Below are 19351 nucleotides of genomic sequence, written 5' to 3'. Positions count from 1 at the left end.
GAACCCACCATCACCAAGGCTTGACTCTGCCCTTAAGGACAGACTTTACCGTGGCGCAGCTGTTCTTAATCGAGTCTGCAAAGGTAGCGAGCCACGATGAGCAAATTATGTTTGGTGACAGGAGCCAATGGGCATCTCGGCAATACGCTGGTCAGGGCGCTGTTGGCGCGCGGTGACCAGGTACGGGCCGGTGTGCGCGACCTAGACAATCGCGCACCTTTCGAGGGCCTTGCCTGCGAACTTGTCTATGCGGAGTTGCAGGACAAGGTGGCCATACGCAAAGCGCTGGAAGGTGTGGATGTGCTCTATCAGGTCGCAGCCGTATTCAGGCATTGGGCTAGAGACCCGCACGAGGAAATCATTCTGCCCAACGTCAATGGCACCCGTGTGCTGCTGGAGACGGCAGCCGAAGCCGGCGTCAGACGAATTGTTTACGTCAGTTCGGTTGCAGCAGTTGGGCACAACGGCCAGTTGCTCGATGAAGAATGCTGGAACGATGAAGCGGACAACCCTTACTACCTGTCCAAGATCCTCTCAGAACGTATGGCCTGGAAGGTAGCGCAGGAGCACGGCCTGTGGATGGTATCGGTGCTGCCCTCGGCCATGGTTGGCCCCAACGCAGACCGTCTGACCGATACGATGAATTTTCTTCAGTTGGCTCAGGGTCGCAAGTTGCCGTTCGATCCGAACTTCCACTTCAATTTTGTGGATGTACGCGATGTCGCTGAGGGCATGATCCAGGCAGCGGAGAAGGGGCGCTCCGGTCAACGCTACATCCTGGCCAATCGATATTCGTCTTCGCTGGCAGTGTTAATCGACGCCGCCAATGCCATCGCGCCAGGTTATCGCCTACCTCCGTTAGCCCCGCGCTGGTTGCTGCTGGGCCTGGCCTGGTTGCAAGAGCGCCTGGCGCGGGTGACGGGTAAATCCGCTGAGTTGCTTGTTAGCCAGGTGCGGTTATTTTATGGGGTCAAGCAGGAGTACAGCATTGCCAAGGCGCAAGCCGAACTAGGTTACTGCCCGAGACCGCCGGAGCAGGCGCTAAAGGATGCGTTTGAATATCTACGTGATCGGGGCTAGTGACTAAAGGCCTGGGAGGTAGGCTCGGCAAATACGAGGTTAACTTCTGTGTGGAGCCCCGCTAGACGCTCATCCAGTGCTTTAAGTGCAGCAATATCTGCTTGCACCTGCTGGCGTTTGGCGGCGATTACCTGATTCGCCAGCTCAAGGGGGAAAACCTGTTGTCGTTCTTTCTCCTTGAGCAATGGCGCCATCTCGACAAGTTTGAAACCTGCGGCCTGGGCTGCCCGGATCATGCGGATGATGGTCACATGGTGCGTGTCATAGAAACGATAACGGCCCTGCCGGCTGGGTGCGTTCAGTAAGCCCAGGCTCTCGTAAAGACGGATGGCCTTCGGTGTACAGCCCGTTAGATCAGCAACTTTGCCAATGTACATAATGGAGTTCTGCTCTTTGTTATGGCCAAGGCAACGGACTCTAGCCCGCGCCTAGATTGGATGATAGGCGAGCGTTAGATCACCACACAGACCAGAGCCCGCAGTTTTGTCGCGCAGGGCGTCACGTTTAACGAACCAGTGTGGATAAATAACGGGCGTATACATGAGCAGACTCCTGGTGAGAGAGGGTCGTGTTAAAGCGAATATTGGTCTGTTGTAAGATCCATCTATTGCTAATTCAGTAGAGCCAATTTATATGCCTGCCCCGTCTGTTCCACCCTTGCCGGTGGACCTCTCCGGTATCCGCCTCGACCCGCAGCAGGGTCTGGCGCGTCAGCTGTATCAGGCGTTGCGTGAGCGCATTCTTGATGGCCGACTGCAAAGCCGCACGCGCCTGCCGGCGAGTCGCGATCTGGCGCAGTTATTGGCGATATCCCGCAACACCGTGACCCGTGCCTTCGACCAGCTCTACGCCGAGGGCTATGTCGAAGGCCGTATTGGTGACGGTACTTACGTTGCCGAACTGAGTGCCGCCAGCCGGCCGGTACCGTTGGCGACCGAGCCGGTGGCGCAGAGCGCCGCTCTAACGCGACTGCAGCAAAATCACCTGAACCCACCGTTAGCCGGCCCGCCGCGGGCATTTCGCGTCGGGGTGCCGGCCTTTGATCTGTTTCCGTTCGAGACCTGGGCGCGTTTGTCAGCGCGCTTCTGGCGCAAGCCCTCGCCGGCGCGCCTGGGTTATGGCGACCCGGCCGGTGACTGGCAATTACGTGAGCTGATCGCCGCTTACTTGCGTAACAGCCGTGGTTTGTACTGTGATCCGGCGCAGATTGTGATCACCAGTGGCGCACAGCAGGCCATCAGCCTATGCGCGCAGTTGCTGGTGACGCCGGGCGAGCGGGTGGCGGTGGAGAACCCTGGCTATCGTGCGGCCGGTCATGCTCTGGCGGTGGCCGGCGCGCAGTTGTGTGGTGTTGCGGTGGATTCCGACGGGTTGGACACGGCAGCGTTGGCGCAGATCGAGGGTTGTCGGCTGGTTTATCTGACGCCGTCGCATCAGTACCCCACTGGCGTCACGTTGTCGCTGGCACGGCGCCTGGAGTTGCTGGAGTGGGCCGAGCGCAATGACGGCCTGATTATCGAAGACGACTACGACGGCGAATACCGATACAGCGGCACGCCACTGGCGCCGCTCGCCGCCCTCGATCGACAGGGTCGGGTGCTTTACGTCGGCACCTTTTGCAAGATCGCCTTTCCGGCGCTGCGCCTGGGTTATTTAGTGCTGCCACCGGCACTGGCCGAAGCGTTTGCCCAGCGCCGCGCGGTGGACATGCGCCACTCGGAAATTGGCACCCAGGCGGTTATGGCTGAATTTATCGCCGCCGGGCACTTCCAGCGGCATATCCGGCGTATGCGTACCGCCGCGCGTAGTCGGCGCGATGCATTGTTAGCCGGCTGGCCTGATCACGTGCCGGGCTGCGCACCACTGCCGCTGGTGGAGGCCGGGCTGCATTTGTGCGTGCGGGCAGACAGCCTGGCCCGCGAGCGCGAGTTGATCGCCGCTGCTGAAGGCGTTGGCGTGGAGATGACCGCATTGAGCAGTTACTGGCTGCCGGGTAGCACCGCCCCTGAAAATCAGCGTGCCGGGCTGGTGCTGGGTTTTGCCGCCGTACCCGAAACGCAAATTGAGCAGGCGCTGGCTGCGCTGCGCCGTGCCTGGGAAGTCTAGCGCGGCCATATGACAAGGGCTGTCGTGGCTGGGGCTTTAGCCGCGACAGCTCCATTCCTCAGCGTGCTGCTTAATGCAGGTCGCGCTCGTTTTACGCGGATTACTCGTGCGGCACATGTTTATCCAACAGGTCATTGCCCTGGTCGGAGCGGATTTCCGCGTCTACTTTCTGCTCCAGGTGTTTGTCCGGGGTGACATCGAGCACCGCATCGCCGCGCTTAACTCGGGTCGCAGGAGCCCCATTTTTGTCCGCGCCGCCAGCCTGCGGGGTGACGCCAGTGCTTTTGCCATCCAGCGCGCTAAACAACGCGGTGTTGACCTCGGGGTCGAAACGCAAACGGTAAATGGGTTCGGGCAAGGTGAAGCCCTGTTCTTCCAGCGCGCGCATGGCAGCGCGAATGGCCAGACTGCGGGCTTTACCAAAATTGGTTTGGCGTTGATCGATCCAGGCATAGAACGTCAGCACGATGTTGGAGTCGCCCACCGTATTGATCAACGCGTCGGGCTCGGGGTCTTGCAGGATGAAATCGAGGGCGCTAATGGCGTCCAGTCCGGCCTTCATACCGGCCACCGGATCGTCTTCGGCATCGACGCCGAGTTCGAATTCAAAGCGCCTTTCCGGGTTGGTCGAGTAATTGAGGATGATGCCTTTGAACACCGCCGAATTGGGGATGCGCATATGGTTGCCGTCGAGGGTCATCAGGATTGTGGCGCGCGAGGTGAGGCGTACGACGATGCCTTCGATGTCATTGATGACCACATGATCTTTGGCGCGAAACGGCTGACGCAGGCTCAGCATCACGCTGGAAATATAGTTCTCCACCGTGTCGCGCACGGCGAAGCCGATGGCCAGGCCGATCACCCCTGCGCCGCCAAGGATCGTGGTTATGACGGTAGCCGCGCCTAGCAGGTTGAGCGCGAGAATAATCCCCAGCAGTAGAATGACGATGCGTGTTGCCTGGGCCATCAGATCGGCCAGGAAAGGGTTCGGTGCTATTTTTCGCCACAGTATTTTTCGCCGGGCCAGGAAGTTGCCCAGTAAGGCAAAGGCCGCCAGTACCAGCAATGCCAGCCCAAGCAGCGGCAAGGCTTTTATAAAATTCAGGGCTTGGGTGCGTAAACGCTCAATGACCGGCCGCACATTATCGGCCACGGCCAGCGTCCGGCTCATTTCGTCGGTGACCGTGACCACCCCGGCAAGCCGGCTGGCCAGTCGCTCGGCCTGTTGCGCCGCCACTTCATTGGCGACCTCGCCGCGCAGAATCACCACCCCTTCGCCGACATAGACCGTCACTTCGCGCAGCGGCTGCAGTTCGGCAAAAATATTCTCGATGCGGGCTCTGATCTTCTCGTCACTTTCGCGCGTCTGCGCATCGATAGCCATCTCGGCAGTGTCATCAACAGCGGGGCTTTCGGCCTCGGCCAAGAGTGAGCCGCCCGGCAACAGTGCCGCCAGTAAAGCCAGCGCCCGCGCCGTGTTGCGCAGGAGGCTAATCGAACATGTCATCGCATACGGCTCCGGTCAGTCGGCGAAAGTCACTTGGTCGCTGCCAAGGCGCAGAGCAGTTTCGGCTGAAACCTACGCTGTTGGTACGTTGGCATTGGGGCTCGCGTCCGCATACTTAAAGGGCTTGAACCAGCATCCATATCGCCATCGCGATCATCATTAGATTTTCGGTCAGCGAAACAAAGCCCAGTGGCACCTTACTGCCACCGCCGACACAGGCGCATTTAATCTCACGCTTGTCGACATACACGGCTTTGATGACTGAAACCGCGCCTACGCAGCCGATAAACAGCGCCACTGGCGCGGCAAGCCATATCAGCGCGCCCGCAATCATCAAGACCCCCGCCAGCCCCTCGCCGAATGAATAGAGATAGCCATAGCGCACCCACTTCCTCGCCAGCAAATCGTAGTTGAGGAACATGGTCGAAAAGCTTTCGAGATCCTGCAACTTCTGAATGGCCAGCACGCACATGGCCACTGCGATAAACCATTCGAGTGCTCGCACCGTGAACAGAGTGCCGTAAGCCGCCCAGCTCATGGCCAAGGCCATTAGCAAGGCGACGGCAAAGATTGCAATCACGGGGGTGTAGCTTGTTTCGTCTGGCCCTTTGACGTGCTCGCCAAAATATTTACGCAGTGCATCGTAGCCACCGATACGCTGCCCTCCAATCCAGGTCTGGGGAGTTGTCTCAACGTTGTGCTGCTTCTGAAAAGCATCAGTTTCAGCGCGGGTTGTCAGGTGGTGGTCGTCCACGTCGAAGCCTTTACGCTCGAGCAAATCCTTCGACTTGAGGCCATAAGGGCATAGGTGATTCTTCATCACCATGCGATACAGCGTGGCCTGCTTTGGCGTATCTGTGTCCATGACGTTTCTCCTGTACCAGCAGATTGTCCAGGGGCGCCTTGTTAGCGCCGTTTAAGGCGAACCAGCGGCCGTTAGCAATGGCGCGCCTGCGGCGCTTCTCAAGGTCGAAAATCCCAGCGGTAGTAAGTGCAGACCACCGTTATGACGTTGGATTCCATTGCATTTGCCGGGCACTGTTGACCTGCGTGGCCTGAACAGGTGTCAGGTTGCATCTCTGTGTGCGGCTTAGCGCCTGGTTCGCGAGCGCGAGCTGATCGATGCAGCCGAACGCGTCGCGTGGCGTTGAATGGCTTGAGCAGCTACTGGCCGTCAGACAGCAGCACTCCAGAAGACCAGCGTGTCGGGTTGGTGCTGGGTTTTGCCGCAGGGCACGGGCGCAGATTGCCGAGGCCTTGCAGTTACTGCGCAAGGCCTGGCATTTGTAGGTGTTATCAGGGGCGTGTTGTGTTCAGCACAGCTCGGGATTTTTCGCGCAGCTGCCGTAGCCTTCGCTGCGCATCTGTTCCAACGCGCTTTGCAGGCGTTCGATCACTTCGTCTGGGGTGTCCTTATTCAGGGCCAGGTACAGCTGTGAGGTTTCGAAGCTGAGCAGGGTTTGCAGATCATCAACACCTTGCTCGCGGGCGTAGAAACGCCACACCGGGTCAGAGGTGGCCCACAGGTCGATCTGCCCGCGCTGTAGCTTGCGGATATTTTCCTGGTCGCGCAGGGCATTGTTCGGGGTGAACCCCTGGCGCTCGAGGTACTGGCTGACCGCCGCGCTCTGATAAGCGCCGATGCGGTAGGCCTTGGCCTGTTGCAGATTATCCAATTGTGGGCTGCTGCCCTTGAGACCAACCAGCACGCTCTGGTACTCAGCGATCGGTCCGACCCATTTGAACAATGGCTTGCGTGCCTCGCTCATGGAAGTGGAAAACAGGCCGTGGTTGGGCTTATCCATCGTCTGCTGGTAGATGCGATCCCAGGGGAAGCGCAGGGTCAGGCTGTAGTCGATGGCGGCGCGCTTGAACATCTCGCGCACGATGTCGGCGCTAATGCCGGTGATATTGGCGTCGCGCGCAAAGTTCTTGCCGTGGTCGGCCATGTTGAAGGGTGGGAAGTTTTCCGTCTGCAGCACCACCTTGTAGTCAGGCGGCAACTGCGCCTGGCTCAGGGGGCTGAACAGCAGGCAGGACAGCAGTGCGGTGCAAAGAAGATGACGCATGGTCTGGCACTCCACTCGTAAGGAGAGTCCCGCGCCTGCCAACTGGCCGCGCGGGGCCTATGACATAAACAACAACACCCAGGCCAAGGGCCTGGGTGTATTCAGATCAACGCTGTTGGTGCGCGTTGAACGGTGGCAGGCTTGGCGCGTTTGGCCATACAGCTGGGTCGAGGTCCAGATCGGCAAAGTTCTTCGCGTCGAACACGGGCGACTCGACGCCGGCCTTGATCTGGTTGTCGTAGTCGCGCATCAAACGCAGGCCGACCTTGAACAGCAGCACCAGGGCAATCAGGTTGGCAATCGCCAGCAGGCCCATGGTCACGTCGGCAAAGGCGAACACAGTACCGAGATCCTGCACCGAACCCCAGAGTACCAGAGCGATCACCAGTACGCGGTAGACCATCACCGGGCCACGCTTCTTGCTGAAGAAGCCCAGGGCGTTCTCGCCGAGGTAGTAGTTGTAGATCAGGGTGGTGAACACGAACATCAGCAGGGCGACGGTGACGAACACCCGGCCCCATTCGCCAACCACGCTGGCCACGGCGGTCTGGGTCAGCACCACACCGGCGATGTCCATGCCTGGCTGATACACGCCCGACAGCAGGATGATCAGCGCGGTGCAGCTGCACAGGATGATGGTGTCGATAAACACGCTGAGCGACTGCACGATGCCCTGTGCAACCGGATGCTTGACCTCGGCAACCGCAGCAACGTTCGGTGCACTACCGAGGCCGGCTTCGTTGGAGAACAGGCCGCGCTTCACGCCCATCAGGATGGCCGCACCGATACCGCCGGCAAACGCAGGCTCAAGACCGAAGGCACTCTTAACGATCATCACCAGGGTGGCCGGGATGGCGTCAACGTTGATGCCGATTACGAACAGCGCCATGGCGATATAGGCAAATGCCATGACTGGCACCAGCACGTCGGCGAATTTGGCGATGCGCTTGATGCCGCCGAAGATGATCAGACCGATCACCACAGTGAGGATCAGGCCGCTGACATAGGTCGGCAGGCCGAAGGTGTCATGCATCGAGCTGGCCACGGTGTAGGACTGCACGGCGTTGAAGCCGAAGCCGAAAGTCACCAGCAGCAGGATCGAAACGACGATGCCCAACCAGCGCTGGCCGAGGCCGTGCTCAATGTAGAAAGCCGGGCCGCCGCGATAGGTGCCGTCGTCTTCACGGCGCTTGTACAGCTGGGCCAAAGAACACTCGAAGTAGCTGGTGGCCATGCCGACCAGTGCTACGACCCACATCCAGAAGATGGCGCCGGGGCCGCCGAGCATGATCGCCACGGACACACCGGCGATGTTGCCGGCACCGACACGACCGGCTACCGAGAGCATCAGTGCCTGGAACGAGCTGAGTTGACCCGGCTGGCGCTGGAAGGCTTCGGCGAAGATGCGGAACATGCTGCCGAAGTAGCGAAACTGAACGAAACGCGAGGCGATGGTGAAATACAGACCAAGGCCGATCAGCATCACGATCAGGAGCTTGCTCCAGATCAGGTCATTAAGAATATCGAGCATGGGGTCTCTCCCTTTTTTGTATTTATCGGGGAATTACAGGCCGTTTCTAACGCCGCGATGGCAACGTAGGTAGTTTTTCAACAGCCTGTTAATGGTGATGACGCCGCAGCGCCGCCCGGGTAGGGCGACGCTGGCGGACGGCACGGGTGTTCCGTGTGCTGGGAGCCTGTGCAGTCGGTCGGTGGCGAGGGTTGTGCGCCGACACAGAAACCCTGCGATGGCTGATGGCATGCCATAAACCGCCGCAGGAGGATTCGCCACCGAGCCGACTGAACGGGCTATTCAGGCACTAGGGCAGCGGGGATGGCCTGCTGCCTGGCGGAGAGAGACGACCGGGGTCGAATGCGTTCATGGGGTCACCCTGTGTGGTTGTTTTTATTGGTATGCCCTGGATGTCGATGGACATCTCGTTGGCTGCCGGGTCCTGCCGGCTATGCCGCTGCGCCGGGTTGGCGCAAAAGCCCCGCACGTCCGTGTGCGGGTGTTGCTCATGAGCACCGCGCCGCGTTATTGCGCGTTGTCGCTGTTGTAGATGTCGCGATCCAGCTCCTTCTCGCTGCTGCCCACCAGGGTGGTGGTCATCAGGTCGCCGGCGACGTTGACCGTGGTGCGCGCCATGTCGAGGATGCGGTCGATACCGGCGATCAGCGCCACGCCTTCCAGTGGCAGGCCGACCGAGGTCAGCACCAGGCCGAGCATGATCAGCCCCGCGCCCGGTACGCCGGCGGTGCCGATCGAAGCCAGGGTCGCGGTGAGGATGATCATCAGGTATTGGCCGCCGTTGAGGTCGACGCCAAACGCTTGGGCGATAAACAGCGCCAATACACCTTGGTAGATGGCGGTGCCATCCATGTTGATGGTCGCGCCTACCGGCAGCACAAAACCGGCCACACCCTGGGATACACCGAGGTTTTTGCGTGCACATTCAATCGACACCGGCAGAGTGCCGGCGCTGCTTGAGGTGCTGAACGCTACGGCCAGTGCCGGTGCCACGCCCTTGAAGAAGCGCAGAGGGCTGAGGCGTGCCAGCATGGTCAGCAGGCCGCCATACACCAGCAGCATATGGGCGATGCTGGCCAGGTAGATCACGCCGATTACCTCGGCCAGCGGCAGCAGCACTTCGATACCGTGGCTGGCGACTACGCCGGCGATCAGGGCGAATACACCGATGGGTGCGCAGCGCATCACCAGGTCGGTGAGCTTGTAGAAGACTTCGGCCAGGCTGTCGAACAGCTTGACTGCCGGCGCGGCTTTTTCACCGATCAGGTTCATGCTCACGCCCAGGGCGATGGCGAACACGATGATCTGCAAGATATTGCCTTCGGCAAAAGCGGTGACCGGATTGGTCGGCACCAGACCGACCAGAATCTGCACCAGCGAGGGTGCCTGCTTGGCTTCCTGGATGCCGCTGGCAACCATGTTCATGCCTTCGCCTGGTGCAAACAGGGCGCCGAATAACAGGCCAATGCTCACCGCAAATGCGGTAGTGGCCAGGTAGATAGCGATGGTTTTAACGCTGATGCGGCCGAGTTTGGCGCTGTCGCTCATGGCCGTGATACCGGCCACCAGCGAAACAAACACCAGCGGCACGATAAGCATCTTGATCGCATTGAGAAACAGCGTGCCAATGGGCGCGAGCACCAGTGCGTCGGCTTTGAATACCACGCCGATGAGTACGCCGAGGCCGAGGCCAATCAGGATTTGCTGCCACAGCGGCATGCGCCGCAGGAAGCCGAGGGAAAAGGTTGTGCTCTGACTCATGTGTATCACCCGAATTATCGTTTTTGTGGGGCTGTCTATGCAGCCTTGAGTGGTGCCGCCCAGTAGGCAGGGCGGCAAACTCTGTACCCGGCATCAAGGCCTGATACATGGCTAAAAAAACGCGCCGGTCCTTGCGGATACGGCGCGTTGTATTGCTCTGTGGATCAGCCTGCTAGTGGTACCAGGCGTGGGGCGATCATGTTCTCGGGCCGCAGGATGTCGGCCAGTTCGGCGTCGCCCAGCAGCTTCTCTTCGCGCACCAGCTCCAGTACGCCGCGGCCACTTTCCAGCGCCACCTTGGCGATGCGTGTGGCGTTCTCGTAGCCGATATAGGGGTTGAGTGCGGTGATCAGGCCGATGGAGTTTTCCATCAGTTCACGGCAGCGCGCTTCGTTGGCGGTGATGCCGTCGATGCACAGCTCACGCAACATATCCATGGCGCGGGTCAGCAGGCGGATCGAATCGAAGATCTTGTAGGCGATCAGCGGCTCCATCACGTTGAGCTGCAACTGGCCGCCTTCGGCTGCCATGGTCAGGGCCAGGTCGTTGCCGATTACTTCGAAGGCCACCTGGTTGACCGCTTCCGGGATCACCGGATTGACCTTGCCGGGCATGATCGAGCTGCCCGGCTGGCGCGGGGGCAGGTTGATTTCATTGATGCCGGTGCGCGGGCCGCTGGACAGCAGGCGCAGGTCGTTGCACATCTTCGACAGCTTCACTGCGGTGCGCTTGAGCATGCCGGAGAACAGCACAAAGGCGCCCATGTCCGAGGTGGCTTCGATCAGGTCGGCGGCCGGGGTCAGCGGGTGGCCGCTGATAATCGCCAGGCGTTTGACCGCCAGCAGTTGGTACTGCGGGTCGGCGTTGATCCCGGTGCCAATCGCGGTGCCACCCAGGTTGACTTCGGTGAGTAGGGTCGGGGCAAGCAGCTTGAGGTGCTGCAGGTCTTCACTCAGGGTGGTGGCGAAGGCGCGGAACTCCTGGCCGAGGGTCATCGGCACGGCATCCTGCAGCTGGGTGCGGCCCATCTTCAGTACGTGGCTGAATTCCAGCTGTTTTTTAGCGAGCGACTGGATCAGCTTGTCCAGGGCAGTCAGCAGGCTGTCGTGGCCGAGCAGCAGGCCCAGGCGGATGGCGGTGGGGTAGGCGTCGTTGGTCGACTGCGCCATGTTCACGTCGTTGTTCGGGTGCAGCTGCTTGTAGTCACCTTTCTCGAAACCCATGGCTTCGAGGGCAATGTTGGCGATGACTTCGTTGGCATTCATATTGGTCGAGGTACCAGCCCCGCCCTGGATCATGTCGACCACAAACTGGTCGTGGAACTCGCCCTGAATGATGCGTGCGCACGCAGTGCTGATGGCCGTGTGTTTAGCAGCAGACAGGTGGCCCAGCTCGCGGTTGGCGTCGGCGGCGGCCTGCTTGACCATGGCCAGGGCAACCACCAGTTTCGGGTAATGCGACAGCGTCACGCCGGACAGGCGGAAGTTCTGCACAGCGCGCAGGGTCTGGATGCCGTAATAGGCGTCAACCGGAACGTCGAGGGTGCCAAGCAGGTCTTTTTCGATGCGCGATGATGCAACAGGGGACATGATGGTTACAGTCTCTGAGAGTGCGGAATATGCCGCGATGTGCCGTAGGTTAGGGGGTGTGGCTTGATGCTGGCCAATGCTGTTAAACGCTAGGTCATGCATAATCGGCATAATGTTGGTGTGACGCCGAATTGTCGGCGGACGTGGGGTGGAGGCGCATTACCCATCCAGTAGTAGGGTGGGTTAGTGGCGCCATACACCGGTCTATAACCCGCATGCGTTTGTGGCGCAGCGCGTAACCCACCAGGCGATCGACCGCGTTGCACCAGTGGTGGGTTACGCCGCGCGTTGAATGGCACGGTGTTTGGCAATGGCGGGACGCGGCCAACCCACCCTACGCGCCTCCCGCAGGCCGTAGGGTGGATGACGCTTTACCCATCCACCACAACCAATGCCGGCTGGGCGATGGATGAAAGAGCGTCATCCATCCTACAAAAACAGGAGTGACGATGAACCTTGAAAGCAAATGGCTGGAAGACTTTGTCACCCTGGCCGCCACCCGCAGTTTTTCCCAGGCGGCGCAGAAGCGCTTCGTCACTCAGCCGGCGTTTAGTCGGCGGATTCGCAGCCTGGAGAGCATGCTCGGCCTGACCTTGGTGGATCGTAGTTGTACGCCGGTCGAGCTGACTGAATCCGGCCAGCTGTTTCTGGTCACTGCACGGAGCATGGTCGAGCAGTTGGGGGAAGTGGTGCGTCATCTGCACAACCTTGAAGGCCAGCAAGGCGAGGTGATGCAGATCGCCGCGGCGCATTCGCTGACCCTGGGTTTTTTCCCCGAATGGATTGCTCGCTTGCGCCGTGAGGGGTTGCCGCTGACCACTCGGCTGGTCGCCACCAACGTCGGCGAAGCGGTGCATTCGCTGCGTGAGGGCGCCTGCGACCTGATTCTTGCCTACTACGACCCCGATGCCGCATTGCAAATGGACCCGGAAATTTTTCCTTCGCTGCACCTCGGGCGCACCGAGATGATGCCGGTATGTGGGGTAGCGGAGGACGGTGCCCCGCTGTTCGACCTCAACAGCGGCCAGAGCGTGCCGCTGCTGGCCTATACCGCTGGCGCCTTTCTCGGTCGTTCGGTCAACCTGCTGCTGCGCCAACGCGCGCTGCGCTCAACCACGGTGTATGAAACGGCGATGGCCGACAGCCTGAAAAGCATGGCCTTACAGGGCATGGGCGTGGCCTGGGTGCCGCGCTTATCGGTGACTGCCGAGTTGGCGCGTGGTGAGTTGGTGGTATGCGGCGGCGAACAATGGCAAGTGCCGCTGGAGATTCGCCTATACCGCTGCGCACTGGTGCGCAAAGCCTCGGTGCGCTTGCTGTGGCGCAAATTGGAAAGTGGCGAGGTCGGCGCTTAACCGACCTCGCCAGTAGCGCGGATTAGGTCCCCGACTTGATGGTGGTCCAGGCACGCGTGCGTACGCGCTCGACCTTCTGTGGCAGGGGTTGCAGCACGTAGAGGGTTTTTTGTGCATCGGCGGTTGGGGTCAGGCCCGGGTTGTCGCGGATATCTGCGCCCACCAGTGGCATGGCGTCTTTGTTCGGGTTGGGGTAGCCGAGAAAGTCGCTGATTGGCGCCACGACTTTCGGGTCGAGCAGGTTGTTGAGGAACTCATGGGCTTCAGCCACGTTCTGTGCGCTTTTCGGGATGGCGAAGGAGTCGTACCACAGCGGCGCGCCTTCTTTTGGCAGACGCCAGTCGACCACCACGCCGTTGCCGGCTTCTTTGGCGCGGTTGGCGAACTGGTAGAAGCTGCCGGAGTAGCCGATGGCCACGCAGATGTTGCCGTTGGCGATATCGGTCATGTACTTGGCCGAATGGAAGTAGGCGACGTGGGGGCGAATTTTCAACATCAGCTCGGTGGCTTTCTTGTAGTCATCCGGCTTGGTGCTATTGGGGTCCAGGCCCAGGTAGTGCAGGGCAATGGGCAGAATCTCGCCCGGCGAGTCGAGCATGGCCACGCCGCACTGCTTGAGTTTGCTGATGTTCTCTTCTTTGAAGATCAGGTCCCAGCTGTCTACCGGTGCATCGGCGCCAAGCACCGCTTTGACCTTGTCCGGGTTGAAGCCAATCAGCACAGTGCCGTACATGTAGGGCACGGCGTACTGGTTGCCGGGGTCGTTGGCGGTCATCAATTGCAGCAAACCGGGATCCAGGTGTTGCCAGTTGGGCAGCTTGGATTTGTCCAGCTTCTGGAATACCCCGGCTTTGATTTCGTTCTCAAGGAAAGTGTTGGTGGGCACCACCAGGTCGTAACCCGAGTTACCGGTGAGTAGCTTGGCTTCCAGGCCTTCGTTGGTGTCGAAGATGTCCCAGGTCAGCTTGATGCCGCTTTTCTCCTGAAATTCCTTTGGTACCGACGGCAGCATATAGTCGGCCCAGTTGTACACGCGCAGTTCGCGCTGCTTTTCTGGAGTTTGCGCCTGGGCCGCAGTGGCCAGCAGGGTTGTGCCGCAGATGGCGACGGCGAGTAGGTGTTTCATTGTTGTCATTGTTTCGCACCCCTGTGTGATTGTTGATCTTGCGTAGGGTGGATGGCGCTTTATCCATCCACCTGGGTTATCTGGGTCGCTAGTGGTGGACGAAAACAGCGTCGTCCACCCTACGAATTGGCTGCTTCGAACCCTTCCAGCACGTTGACCGCGTTGACGCCAATGGCTTCCACCGCATAACCGCCTTCCATGACAAACAGCGTTGGCTTGCCGAGGGCCGCGATGCGTTTGCCCATGGCCAGGTAATCCGGGCTGTCGAGCTTGAACTGGGAAATCGGGTCGTCCTTAAAGGTGTCCACGCCCAGCGACACCACGATCACCTCGGCGCCGTAGTCGGCAATCCGCTGGCAGGCTTCATCCAGTGCGGCGCTCCACACTGTCCACGGGCTGCCCATGGCCAGCGGGTAGTTGAAGTTGCAGCCTTCACCGACGCCAATGCCGCGTTCGTCGGCGTAGCCGAGGAAGAACGGGAACTCCTCGGCCGGATCGCCGTGGATCGAGGCGAACAGCACATCACCCCGCGCATAGAAAATGTCCTGAGTACCATTGCCGTGGTGGTAGTCGACATCGAGGATCGCCACCTTCTTGTGGCCCTGATCGAGGAATGCCTGGGCGGCGATGGCGGCATTGTTCAGGTAGCAGTAGCCTCCCATCAACTCGCCGGCCGCATGGTGACCTGGCGGACGGCACAGGGCGAAGGCGCTATGGGCACCTTTGGTGATCTCGGCCTGGGCACTCAGCGCCACCTGTGCGGCGCTGTAAGCCGCCTGCCAGGTGCCGGCAGTAATCGGTGCGCCGCCGTCGAAGCTGTAGTAACCGAGCTGACCGTGCAGATCCTTCGGGATGACCGCACGCAGGGTGCGCGCTGGCCAGGTGAACGGCAGCAGATCGCCGCTGCCGTTCTGCGCCTGCCAGCGCGCCCAGGCGCCCTTGAAGAAGTTCAGGTAGTCGGCGCTGTGGATGCGCTCGATTGGCGCCAGGCCGAAATCCTGCGGCGGGCGCACGTCGCCGAGTTGGCGATCCTGGACGCGCGCAAGGATATGGTCGGCGCGTTGCGGCTTCTCGAAGCAGGGCATCAGCTGGCCGTCGATCAGCTCGCAGCTGCCGTGGTGCAGGTGATGGTCGTCGCTGTAAAAGGTCAGCATGCAGGTGGCTCCCAGGCTTGTTGTTCTGGCAGCCATTGTTCGCCCGTATGGCGCTGTGAAAGAACGCTGACAACGGCCAAAAGGGGATCGAAGTGGCCAAAAAATCGCCGACAGCGATTTTTGATGTCACACAGCGATGCCCGTGGGGTGGCCGTCAGGGATGGCTGGGCCATAAATTGCGCGGGCGGTCGCCATCTGGCAGGCCCACACCCTGTAGGAGCGGCCCATGGCCGCGATGGGTTTCGCGGGCATGGCCCGCTCCTACAAAAGCCTATGCCGCGTCTCAGGCGCGAAAACGGCTTGGCGGCACGCCACTCCAGCGCTGGAAGGCATGGCGAAAGCTGGCCGTTTCGCTAAAACCCAGGTATTCGGCAATCCGACAAATTGGCCAATCCTCCTGGCCGAGCAGGTTTTTTGCCCGCTCGAAACGCAGCTCGTCGAGCAGTTCCTGGTAGTGGGTGCCCAGTTCCTGCAGGTGCCGGCGCAGAGTGCGCGGTGAGCAGTGCATCTGCTGCGCCAGCTGTTCCAGGCCAGGTGGCGCGGTCAGCTGTTCGGCCAGTAGCTGGCGGATGCGCGCAAGCCAGGCCTGACGGCTGTTGAACTCGCTGTTCTGCTTGCGGCAGCGGTCGAGCATTTCGCGGTGGGTCACCGTATCGGCCAGAGGCAGTGGTCGCTGCAACCAGCTGGCAGGAAAGGCGAAGGCGTTGCGCGTGGCATCGAACTGCAGCGGGCAGGCGAAGCTGTGCGGGTAGCGCTCGCTGTAGTCCGGTTGGCCATAGCGAAACTGCGCGGCGCTAAGCGGCAGGGGCTGGCCGAGCAGGTCGTCGCTGATCAGTTTGAGCGAGGCCAGGCACATTTCCAGGTTGAACACCTCCAGCTCTGGGCGGTGCTGATAGTCGCTGGCGCTGACCCAGGCCAGCTCGCCTTCGAGTTGCATATCCAGTTTGAAGTAGGTGCCGAGCAGCGCCGGGTACTGCAGCATCAGCCGCCAGGCGTCACCAAAGGTGGCACTGGAGAGCGCGGCGTAACCGACCATGCCATAGGCCGACACGTGCATGCGCCGGCCTAGCTCCAGGCCCAGATCACTGCGCAGCAGCAGGGCGTTGGCGCAGACCTGCAATTCCTGGGTGCGGGTGATGCGCGTATCAGCGCAGGCCAGGTCAGCCACAGCAATGCCGCTGCCAGCCAATAGCGGCTCGGTCAGTTCAGGTTGAGTGGCAAAGATTTCCAGGATCTGCGAAACCACATGCAGGGTGGTCAGGTGGGCGTCCAACATCGAGGCAACCGCTACAGTTCAGAATGCCTGAATGAGGCAAGAACTATGCCGCGGAACCGCAGCAGACCGGCGCTATCCGGGCTGCTGCGGTCTAGTCAGAGTTAGCGATTACGCAGGAAGGCGTTGATAAAGTCGCCCTGGTTTGGTGCTTTCTCGTGGGTAGTGAACAGCAGGCCTGCATCGCCCTCGCGCAATTTGAGTTCGGCGTCAAAGCTGCACTGCACGGTTTTCAGCTGCTGGGCCTGGGCTTTGAACGCCGTGCTGCTCTCGCACAAGCTGGCCATCTGGCGGACCACTTCACCGCAGAAGCTCGGCACGCCAAGACGCTTGAGTTTGTCGTCGTCGAGGGCTTTCCAGTCCACCGCGGTGGTCAGTGGCGTACCGCAGCTCTGCGATGCTTCCTGGTCAATCTGTTGCAGCTGCTGGGTGAAGTCGGCCACGCGCTTTTCCCGGTCGAAGCGGCTCAGCTTGTCCTGAATGCCTTTCTTCTTCTGCTGCTCATAGAGTGCCAGCAGATTGGCCGGCTTGGCTTCTTTGCTCTTGGCTTCATCGAAGCCCAGTTCGAAACCGTCGGTATTGGGCAGATAGAGCTGGAAGCGCTCGCCACCCCAGCCCTGACGCTTGACCAGCATGTTGTAGGCGCTGCCATTGAGGGTGGTGGTGTAATCGCGCTCCTCGTTGCCGCGCTCTTTGATCGTGGTCAGCAGTACCACTTCATCCAGTGGATGATTGATGCCGCTGACCTGAACCAATGCCTGCGTGTCATCGCTGCTTGGCGCAACAGTGACGCTGATGCCTTTGCCGGCACCGAACACTTGAGGATATTTGGCCAGTTCGAGGGCGCTGGCGTTGAGGGTGAAGAGCGAAGCGGCGAGTAGCAGTGACAGCCTTGTCATGGTGGTGTCCTTGTTGGATTAAAAGAACGCCCAGTATAGCCAGGCCTCCGGTTGCGATTTGTGCGCCAGGTCTGCTCGCGGCCTTCGCCCGGCGCTGCTTTGACCTGCGCCTAGTATCGCGGCGAGCGGCCAGCGACAAACGGCGCGCCGGGGTGCACGCCAGCCCAGGCTTTACGGTATACTGCGCGGCCTTTGGCGGGCCGCACCGCCATAATTCATTCACTAACAAGCCACGCCTGGTTTCCAGCGTGGCTTGTTAGTTTCTGCAGCGCCTACGGGCACTTGATGAAGAAGAGGCACGACGATGAGCGCACTGGTTGGCGTGATCATGGGCTCCAAGTCCGATTGGTCCACCCTTAGCCACACCGCCGATATGCTGGACAAGCTGGGCATTCCGTACGAAGTGAAGGTGGTTTCCGCCCACCGCACCCCGGACCTGCTGTTCCAGTACGCCGAGCAGGCTGACGAGCGCGGTATTCAGGTGATCATCGCCGGTGCCGGCGGCGCGGCGCATCTGCCAGGTATGTGTGCGGCCAAGACCCACCTGCCGGTACTTGGTGTGCCGGTGCAATCGGCGGTGCTTTCGGGTGTCGACTCGCTGCTGTCGATCGTGCAGATGCCCGCTGGTATTCCGGTCGCCACCCTGGCCATCGGCAAGGCCGGGGCCGTCAACGCTGCGCTGCTCGCCGCGAGCATCCTCGGTCACCAGCACCCGCAGTTCCATGCTGCGCTCAAACAGTTCCGCCAGGAACAGACTGAAACCGTACTGGACAATCCGGACCCGCGTGAGGCCTAACCCATGAAAATCGGCGTAATCGGTGGCGGCCAGCTGGGCCGCATGTTGGCCCTGGCAGGCACGCCCCTGGGGATGAATTTCGCCTTCCTCGACCCTGCGCCGGATGCCTGCGCGCAAGCGTTGGGCGAGCATATCCGCGCCGATTACGGCGATCAGGATCACCTGCGTCAGCTGGCCGATGAAGTCGATCTGGTGACCTTCGAGTTCGAAAGCGTGCCGGCCGAGACCGTGGCCTTCCTCTCGCAGTTCGTCCCGGTCTACCCGAGCGCCGAAGCCCTGCGCATCGCCCGTGATCGCTGGTTTGAAAAATCCATGTTCAAGGACCTCGGCATTCCGACCCCGGATTTCGCCGATATCCAATCGCAGGCTGATCTCGACGCAGCCGTGGCCAGCATCGGTCTGCCGGCGGTGATGAAGACCCGCACCCTGGGTTACGACGGCAAGGGCCAGAAAGTCCTGCGCAAGGCTGAAGACGTCGTCGGCGCCTTTGCCGAACTGGGCAGTGTGCCGTGCATCCTGGAAGGCTTCGTGCCGTTTACCGGCGAAGTGTCGCTGGTGGCGGTGCGTGCCCGTGATGGTGAAACGCGCTTCTACCCGCTGGTGCATAACCGTCACGACAGCGGTGTGTTGGCGCTGTCTATCGCCAGCACCGATCACCCGCTGCAGGCGCTGGCAGAAGATTACGTCAGCCGCGTGCTGACCAAGCTCGACTACGTCGGCGTGCTGGCCTTCGAGTTCTTCGAAGTCGATGGCGGCCTGAAAGCCAACGAAATCGCCCCGCGTGTACACAATTCCGGGCACTGGACCATCGAAGGCGCCGAGTGCAGCCAGTTCGAGAACCACCTGCGCGCCGTCGCCGGCCTGCCGCTGGGTTCGACTGCCAAGGTCGGCGAGAGCGCAATGCTCAATTTTATCGGCGTGGTTCCGTCGGTAGAGCAGGTTATCGCCGTCGCCGACTGCCGTCTGCACCACTACGGCAAGGCCTTCAAGGTTGGCCGCAAGGTCGGTCACGCCACTCTGCGTTGCGCGGATCGCGCCACTCTGGATAAGCAGATCGCCGTGGTTGAGGCGCTGATCGCCAAGGCCTGAAACCTGCTTTGTGACT

General features: G+C 60.7%; 17 protein-coding genes. 5 read left to right on the top strand and 12 right to left on the bottom strand.

All coding sequences use genetic code 11. The features are described 5' to 3' along the window. Positions 1 to 96: 96 nt before the first annotated feature. The gene (locus AACX99_RS02140) at positions 97 to 1080 is read left to right on the top strand and encodes an NAD-dependent epimerase/dehydratase family protein (RefSeq protein WP_339409180.1); all 984 of its coding nucleotides are present in this window, start codon (positions 97 to 99) and stop codon (positions 1078 to 1080) included. Here AACX99_RS02140 and AACX99_RS02135 read toward each other — a convergent pair. Continuing rightward, positions 1077 to 1457, bottom strand: a complete 381-nt coding sequence (locus AACX99_RS02135) for a MerR family transcriptional regulator (RefSeq protein ID WP_339409179.1) — start codon at positions 1455 to 1457, stop codon at positions 1077 to 1079. The two genes, AACX99_RS02140 and AACX99_RS02135, sit on opposite strands and share 4 nt — an antisense overlap. Before the next feature lie 256 nt (positions 1458 to 1713). Between AACX99_RS02135 and pdxR the strand changes: the two genes are divergently transcribed. Beyond that, a complete protein-coding gene (gene pdxR, locus AACX99_RS02130; RefSeq protein WP_339409178.1) occupies positions 1714 to 3186 on the top strand; it encodes a MocR-like pyridoxine biosynthesis transcription factor PdxR in 1473 nt (490 codons plus the stop codon). Between the two features lie 100 nt (positions 3187 to 3286). On the opposite strand, the gene AACX99_RS02125 is transcribed toward pdxR, so the two are convergent. The 6 genes from AACX99_RS02125 to AACX99_RS02095 all read right to left on the bottom strand — a co-directional run bounded on the left by AACX99_RS02125 (position 3287) and on the right by AACX99_RS02095 (position 11643). Continuing rightward, positions 3287 to 4693 carry a mechanosensitive ion channel family protein gene (locus tag AACX99_RS02125; protein WP_339409177.1) on the bottom strand — a complete coding sequence of 469 codons (1407 nt, stop codon included), beginning with the start codon at positions 4691 to 4693 and terminating at the stop codon, positions 3287 to 3289. Between the two features lie 115 nt (positions 4694 to 4808). Beyond that, positions 4809 to 5558: a glutaredoxin gene (locus AACX99_RS02120; RefSeq protein WP_339409176.1), complete on the bottom strand. Its 750-nt coding sequence runs from the start codon at positions 5556 to 5558 to the stop codon at positions 4809 to 4811. Positions 5559 to 6006: 448 nt separating this feature from the next. Beyond that, positions 6007 to 6762, bottom strand: a complete 756-nt coding sequence (locus tag AACX99_RS02110) for a substrate-binding periplasmic protein (protein WP_339409175.1) — start codon at positions 6760 to 6762, stop codon at positions 6007 to 6009. 106 nt (positions 6763 to 6868) lie between these two features. Next, complete coding sequence (locus tag AACX99_RS02105; RefSeq protein WP_339409174.1) at positions 6869 to 8293, bottom strand: alanine/glycine:cation symporter family protein; 1425 nt, start codon at positions 8291 to 8293, stop codon at positions 6869 to 6871. 507 nt (positions 8294 to 8800) lie between these two features. Then, complete coding sequence (locus AACX99_RS02100) at positions 8801 to 10054, bottom strand: dicarboxylate/amino acid:cation symporter (RefSeq protein WP_339409173.1); 1254 nt, start codon at positions 10052 to 10054, stop codon at positions 8801 to 8803. A 164-nt stretch (positions 10055 to 10218) separates the two neighbouring features. Next, a complete protein-coding gene (locus tag AACX99_RS02095; protein WP_339409172.1) occupies positions 10219 to 11643 on the bottom strand; it encodes an aspartate ammonia-lyase in 1425 nt (474 codons plus the stop codon). Between the two features lie 449 nt (positions 11644 to 12092). On the opposite strand from AACX99_RS02095, the gene AACX99_RS02090 reads away from it, so the two are divergent. Beyond that, positions 12093 to 12998, top strand: a complete 906-nt coding sequence (locus tag AACX99_RS02090; protein WP_339409171.1) for a LysR substrate-binding domain-containing protein — start codon at positions 12093 to 12095, stop codon at positions 12996 to 12998. A 22-nt stretch (positions 12999 to 13020) separates the two neighbouring features. Here AACX99_RS02090 and AACX99_RS02085 read toward each other — a convergent pair whose 3' ends face one another. From AACX99_RS02085 to AACX99_RS02065, 5 genes are all read right to left on the bottom strand, one after another. Beyond that, positions 13021 to 14133 carry a polyamine ABC transporter substrate-binding protein gene (locus AACX99_RS02085; RefSeq protein ID WP_339409170.1) on the bottom strand — a complete coding sequence of 371 codons (1113 nt, stop codon included), beginning with the start codon at positions 14131 to 14133 and terminating at the stop codon, positions 13021 to 13023. A gap of 110 nt (positions 14134 to 14243) precedes the next feature. Then, on the bottom strand, positions 14244 to 15278 hold the full coding sequence (locus tag AACX99_RS02080; RefSeq protein WP_339409169.1) for a histone deacetylase family protein: 1035 nt from the start codon (positions 15276 to 15278) through the stop codon (positions 14244 to 14246). A 126-nt stretch (positions 15279 to 15404) separates the two neighbouring features. Further along, positions 15405 to 15530: a hypothetical protein gene (locus AACX99_RS02075; RefSeq protein WP_339409168.1), complete on the bottom strand. Its 126-nt coding sequence runs from the start codon at positions 15528 to 15530 to the stop codon at positions 15405 to 15407. Between the two features lie 31 nt (positions 15531 to 15561). Next, positions 15562 to 16554, bottom strand: a complete 993-nt coding sequence (locus AACX99_RS02070) for an AraC family transcriptional regulator (RefSeq protein WP_339409167.1) — start codon at positions 16552 to 16554, stop codon at positions 15562 to 15564. Positions 16555 to 16655: 101 nt separating this feature from the next. Further along, complete coding sequence (locus AACX99_RS02065; RefSeq protein ID WP_339409166.1) at positions 16656 to 17450, bottom strand: hypothetical protein; 795 nt, start codon at positions 17448 to 17450, stop codon at positions 16656 to 16658. A gap of 304 nt (positions 17451 to 17754) precedes the next feature. Between AACX99_RS02065 and purE the strand changes: the two genes are divergently transcribed. Further along, positions 17755 to 18246: a 5-(carboxyamino)imidazole ribonucleotide mutase gene (purE, locus tag AACX99_RS02060; protein ID WP_339409165.1), complete on the top strand. Its 492-nt coding sequence runs from the start codon at positions 17755 to 17757 to the stop codon at positions 18244 to 18246. A gap of 3 nt (positions 18247 to 18249) precedes the next feature. Then, positions 18250 to 19335, top strand: a complete 1086-nt coding sequence (locus tag AACX99_RS02055) for a 5-(carboxyamino)imidazole ribonucleotide synthase (RefSeq protein ID WP_339409164.1) — start codon at positions 18250 to 18252, stop codon at positions 19333 to 19335. Positions 19336 to 19351: the final 16 nt, after the last annotated feature.

This window comes from Pseudomonas sp. EA_35y_Pfl2_R5, from assembly GCF_963970805.1.
Taxonomy (GTDB): Bacteria; Pseudomonadota; Gammaproteobacteria; order Pseudomonadales; family Pseudomonadaceae; genus Aquipseudomonas.
The sequence above is the reverse complement of the archived record's forward strand: the minus strand, read 5'-3'. Positions and strand labels throughout refer to the sequence as shown.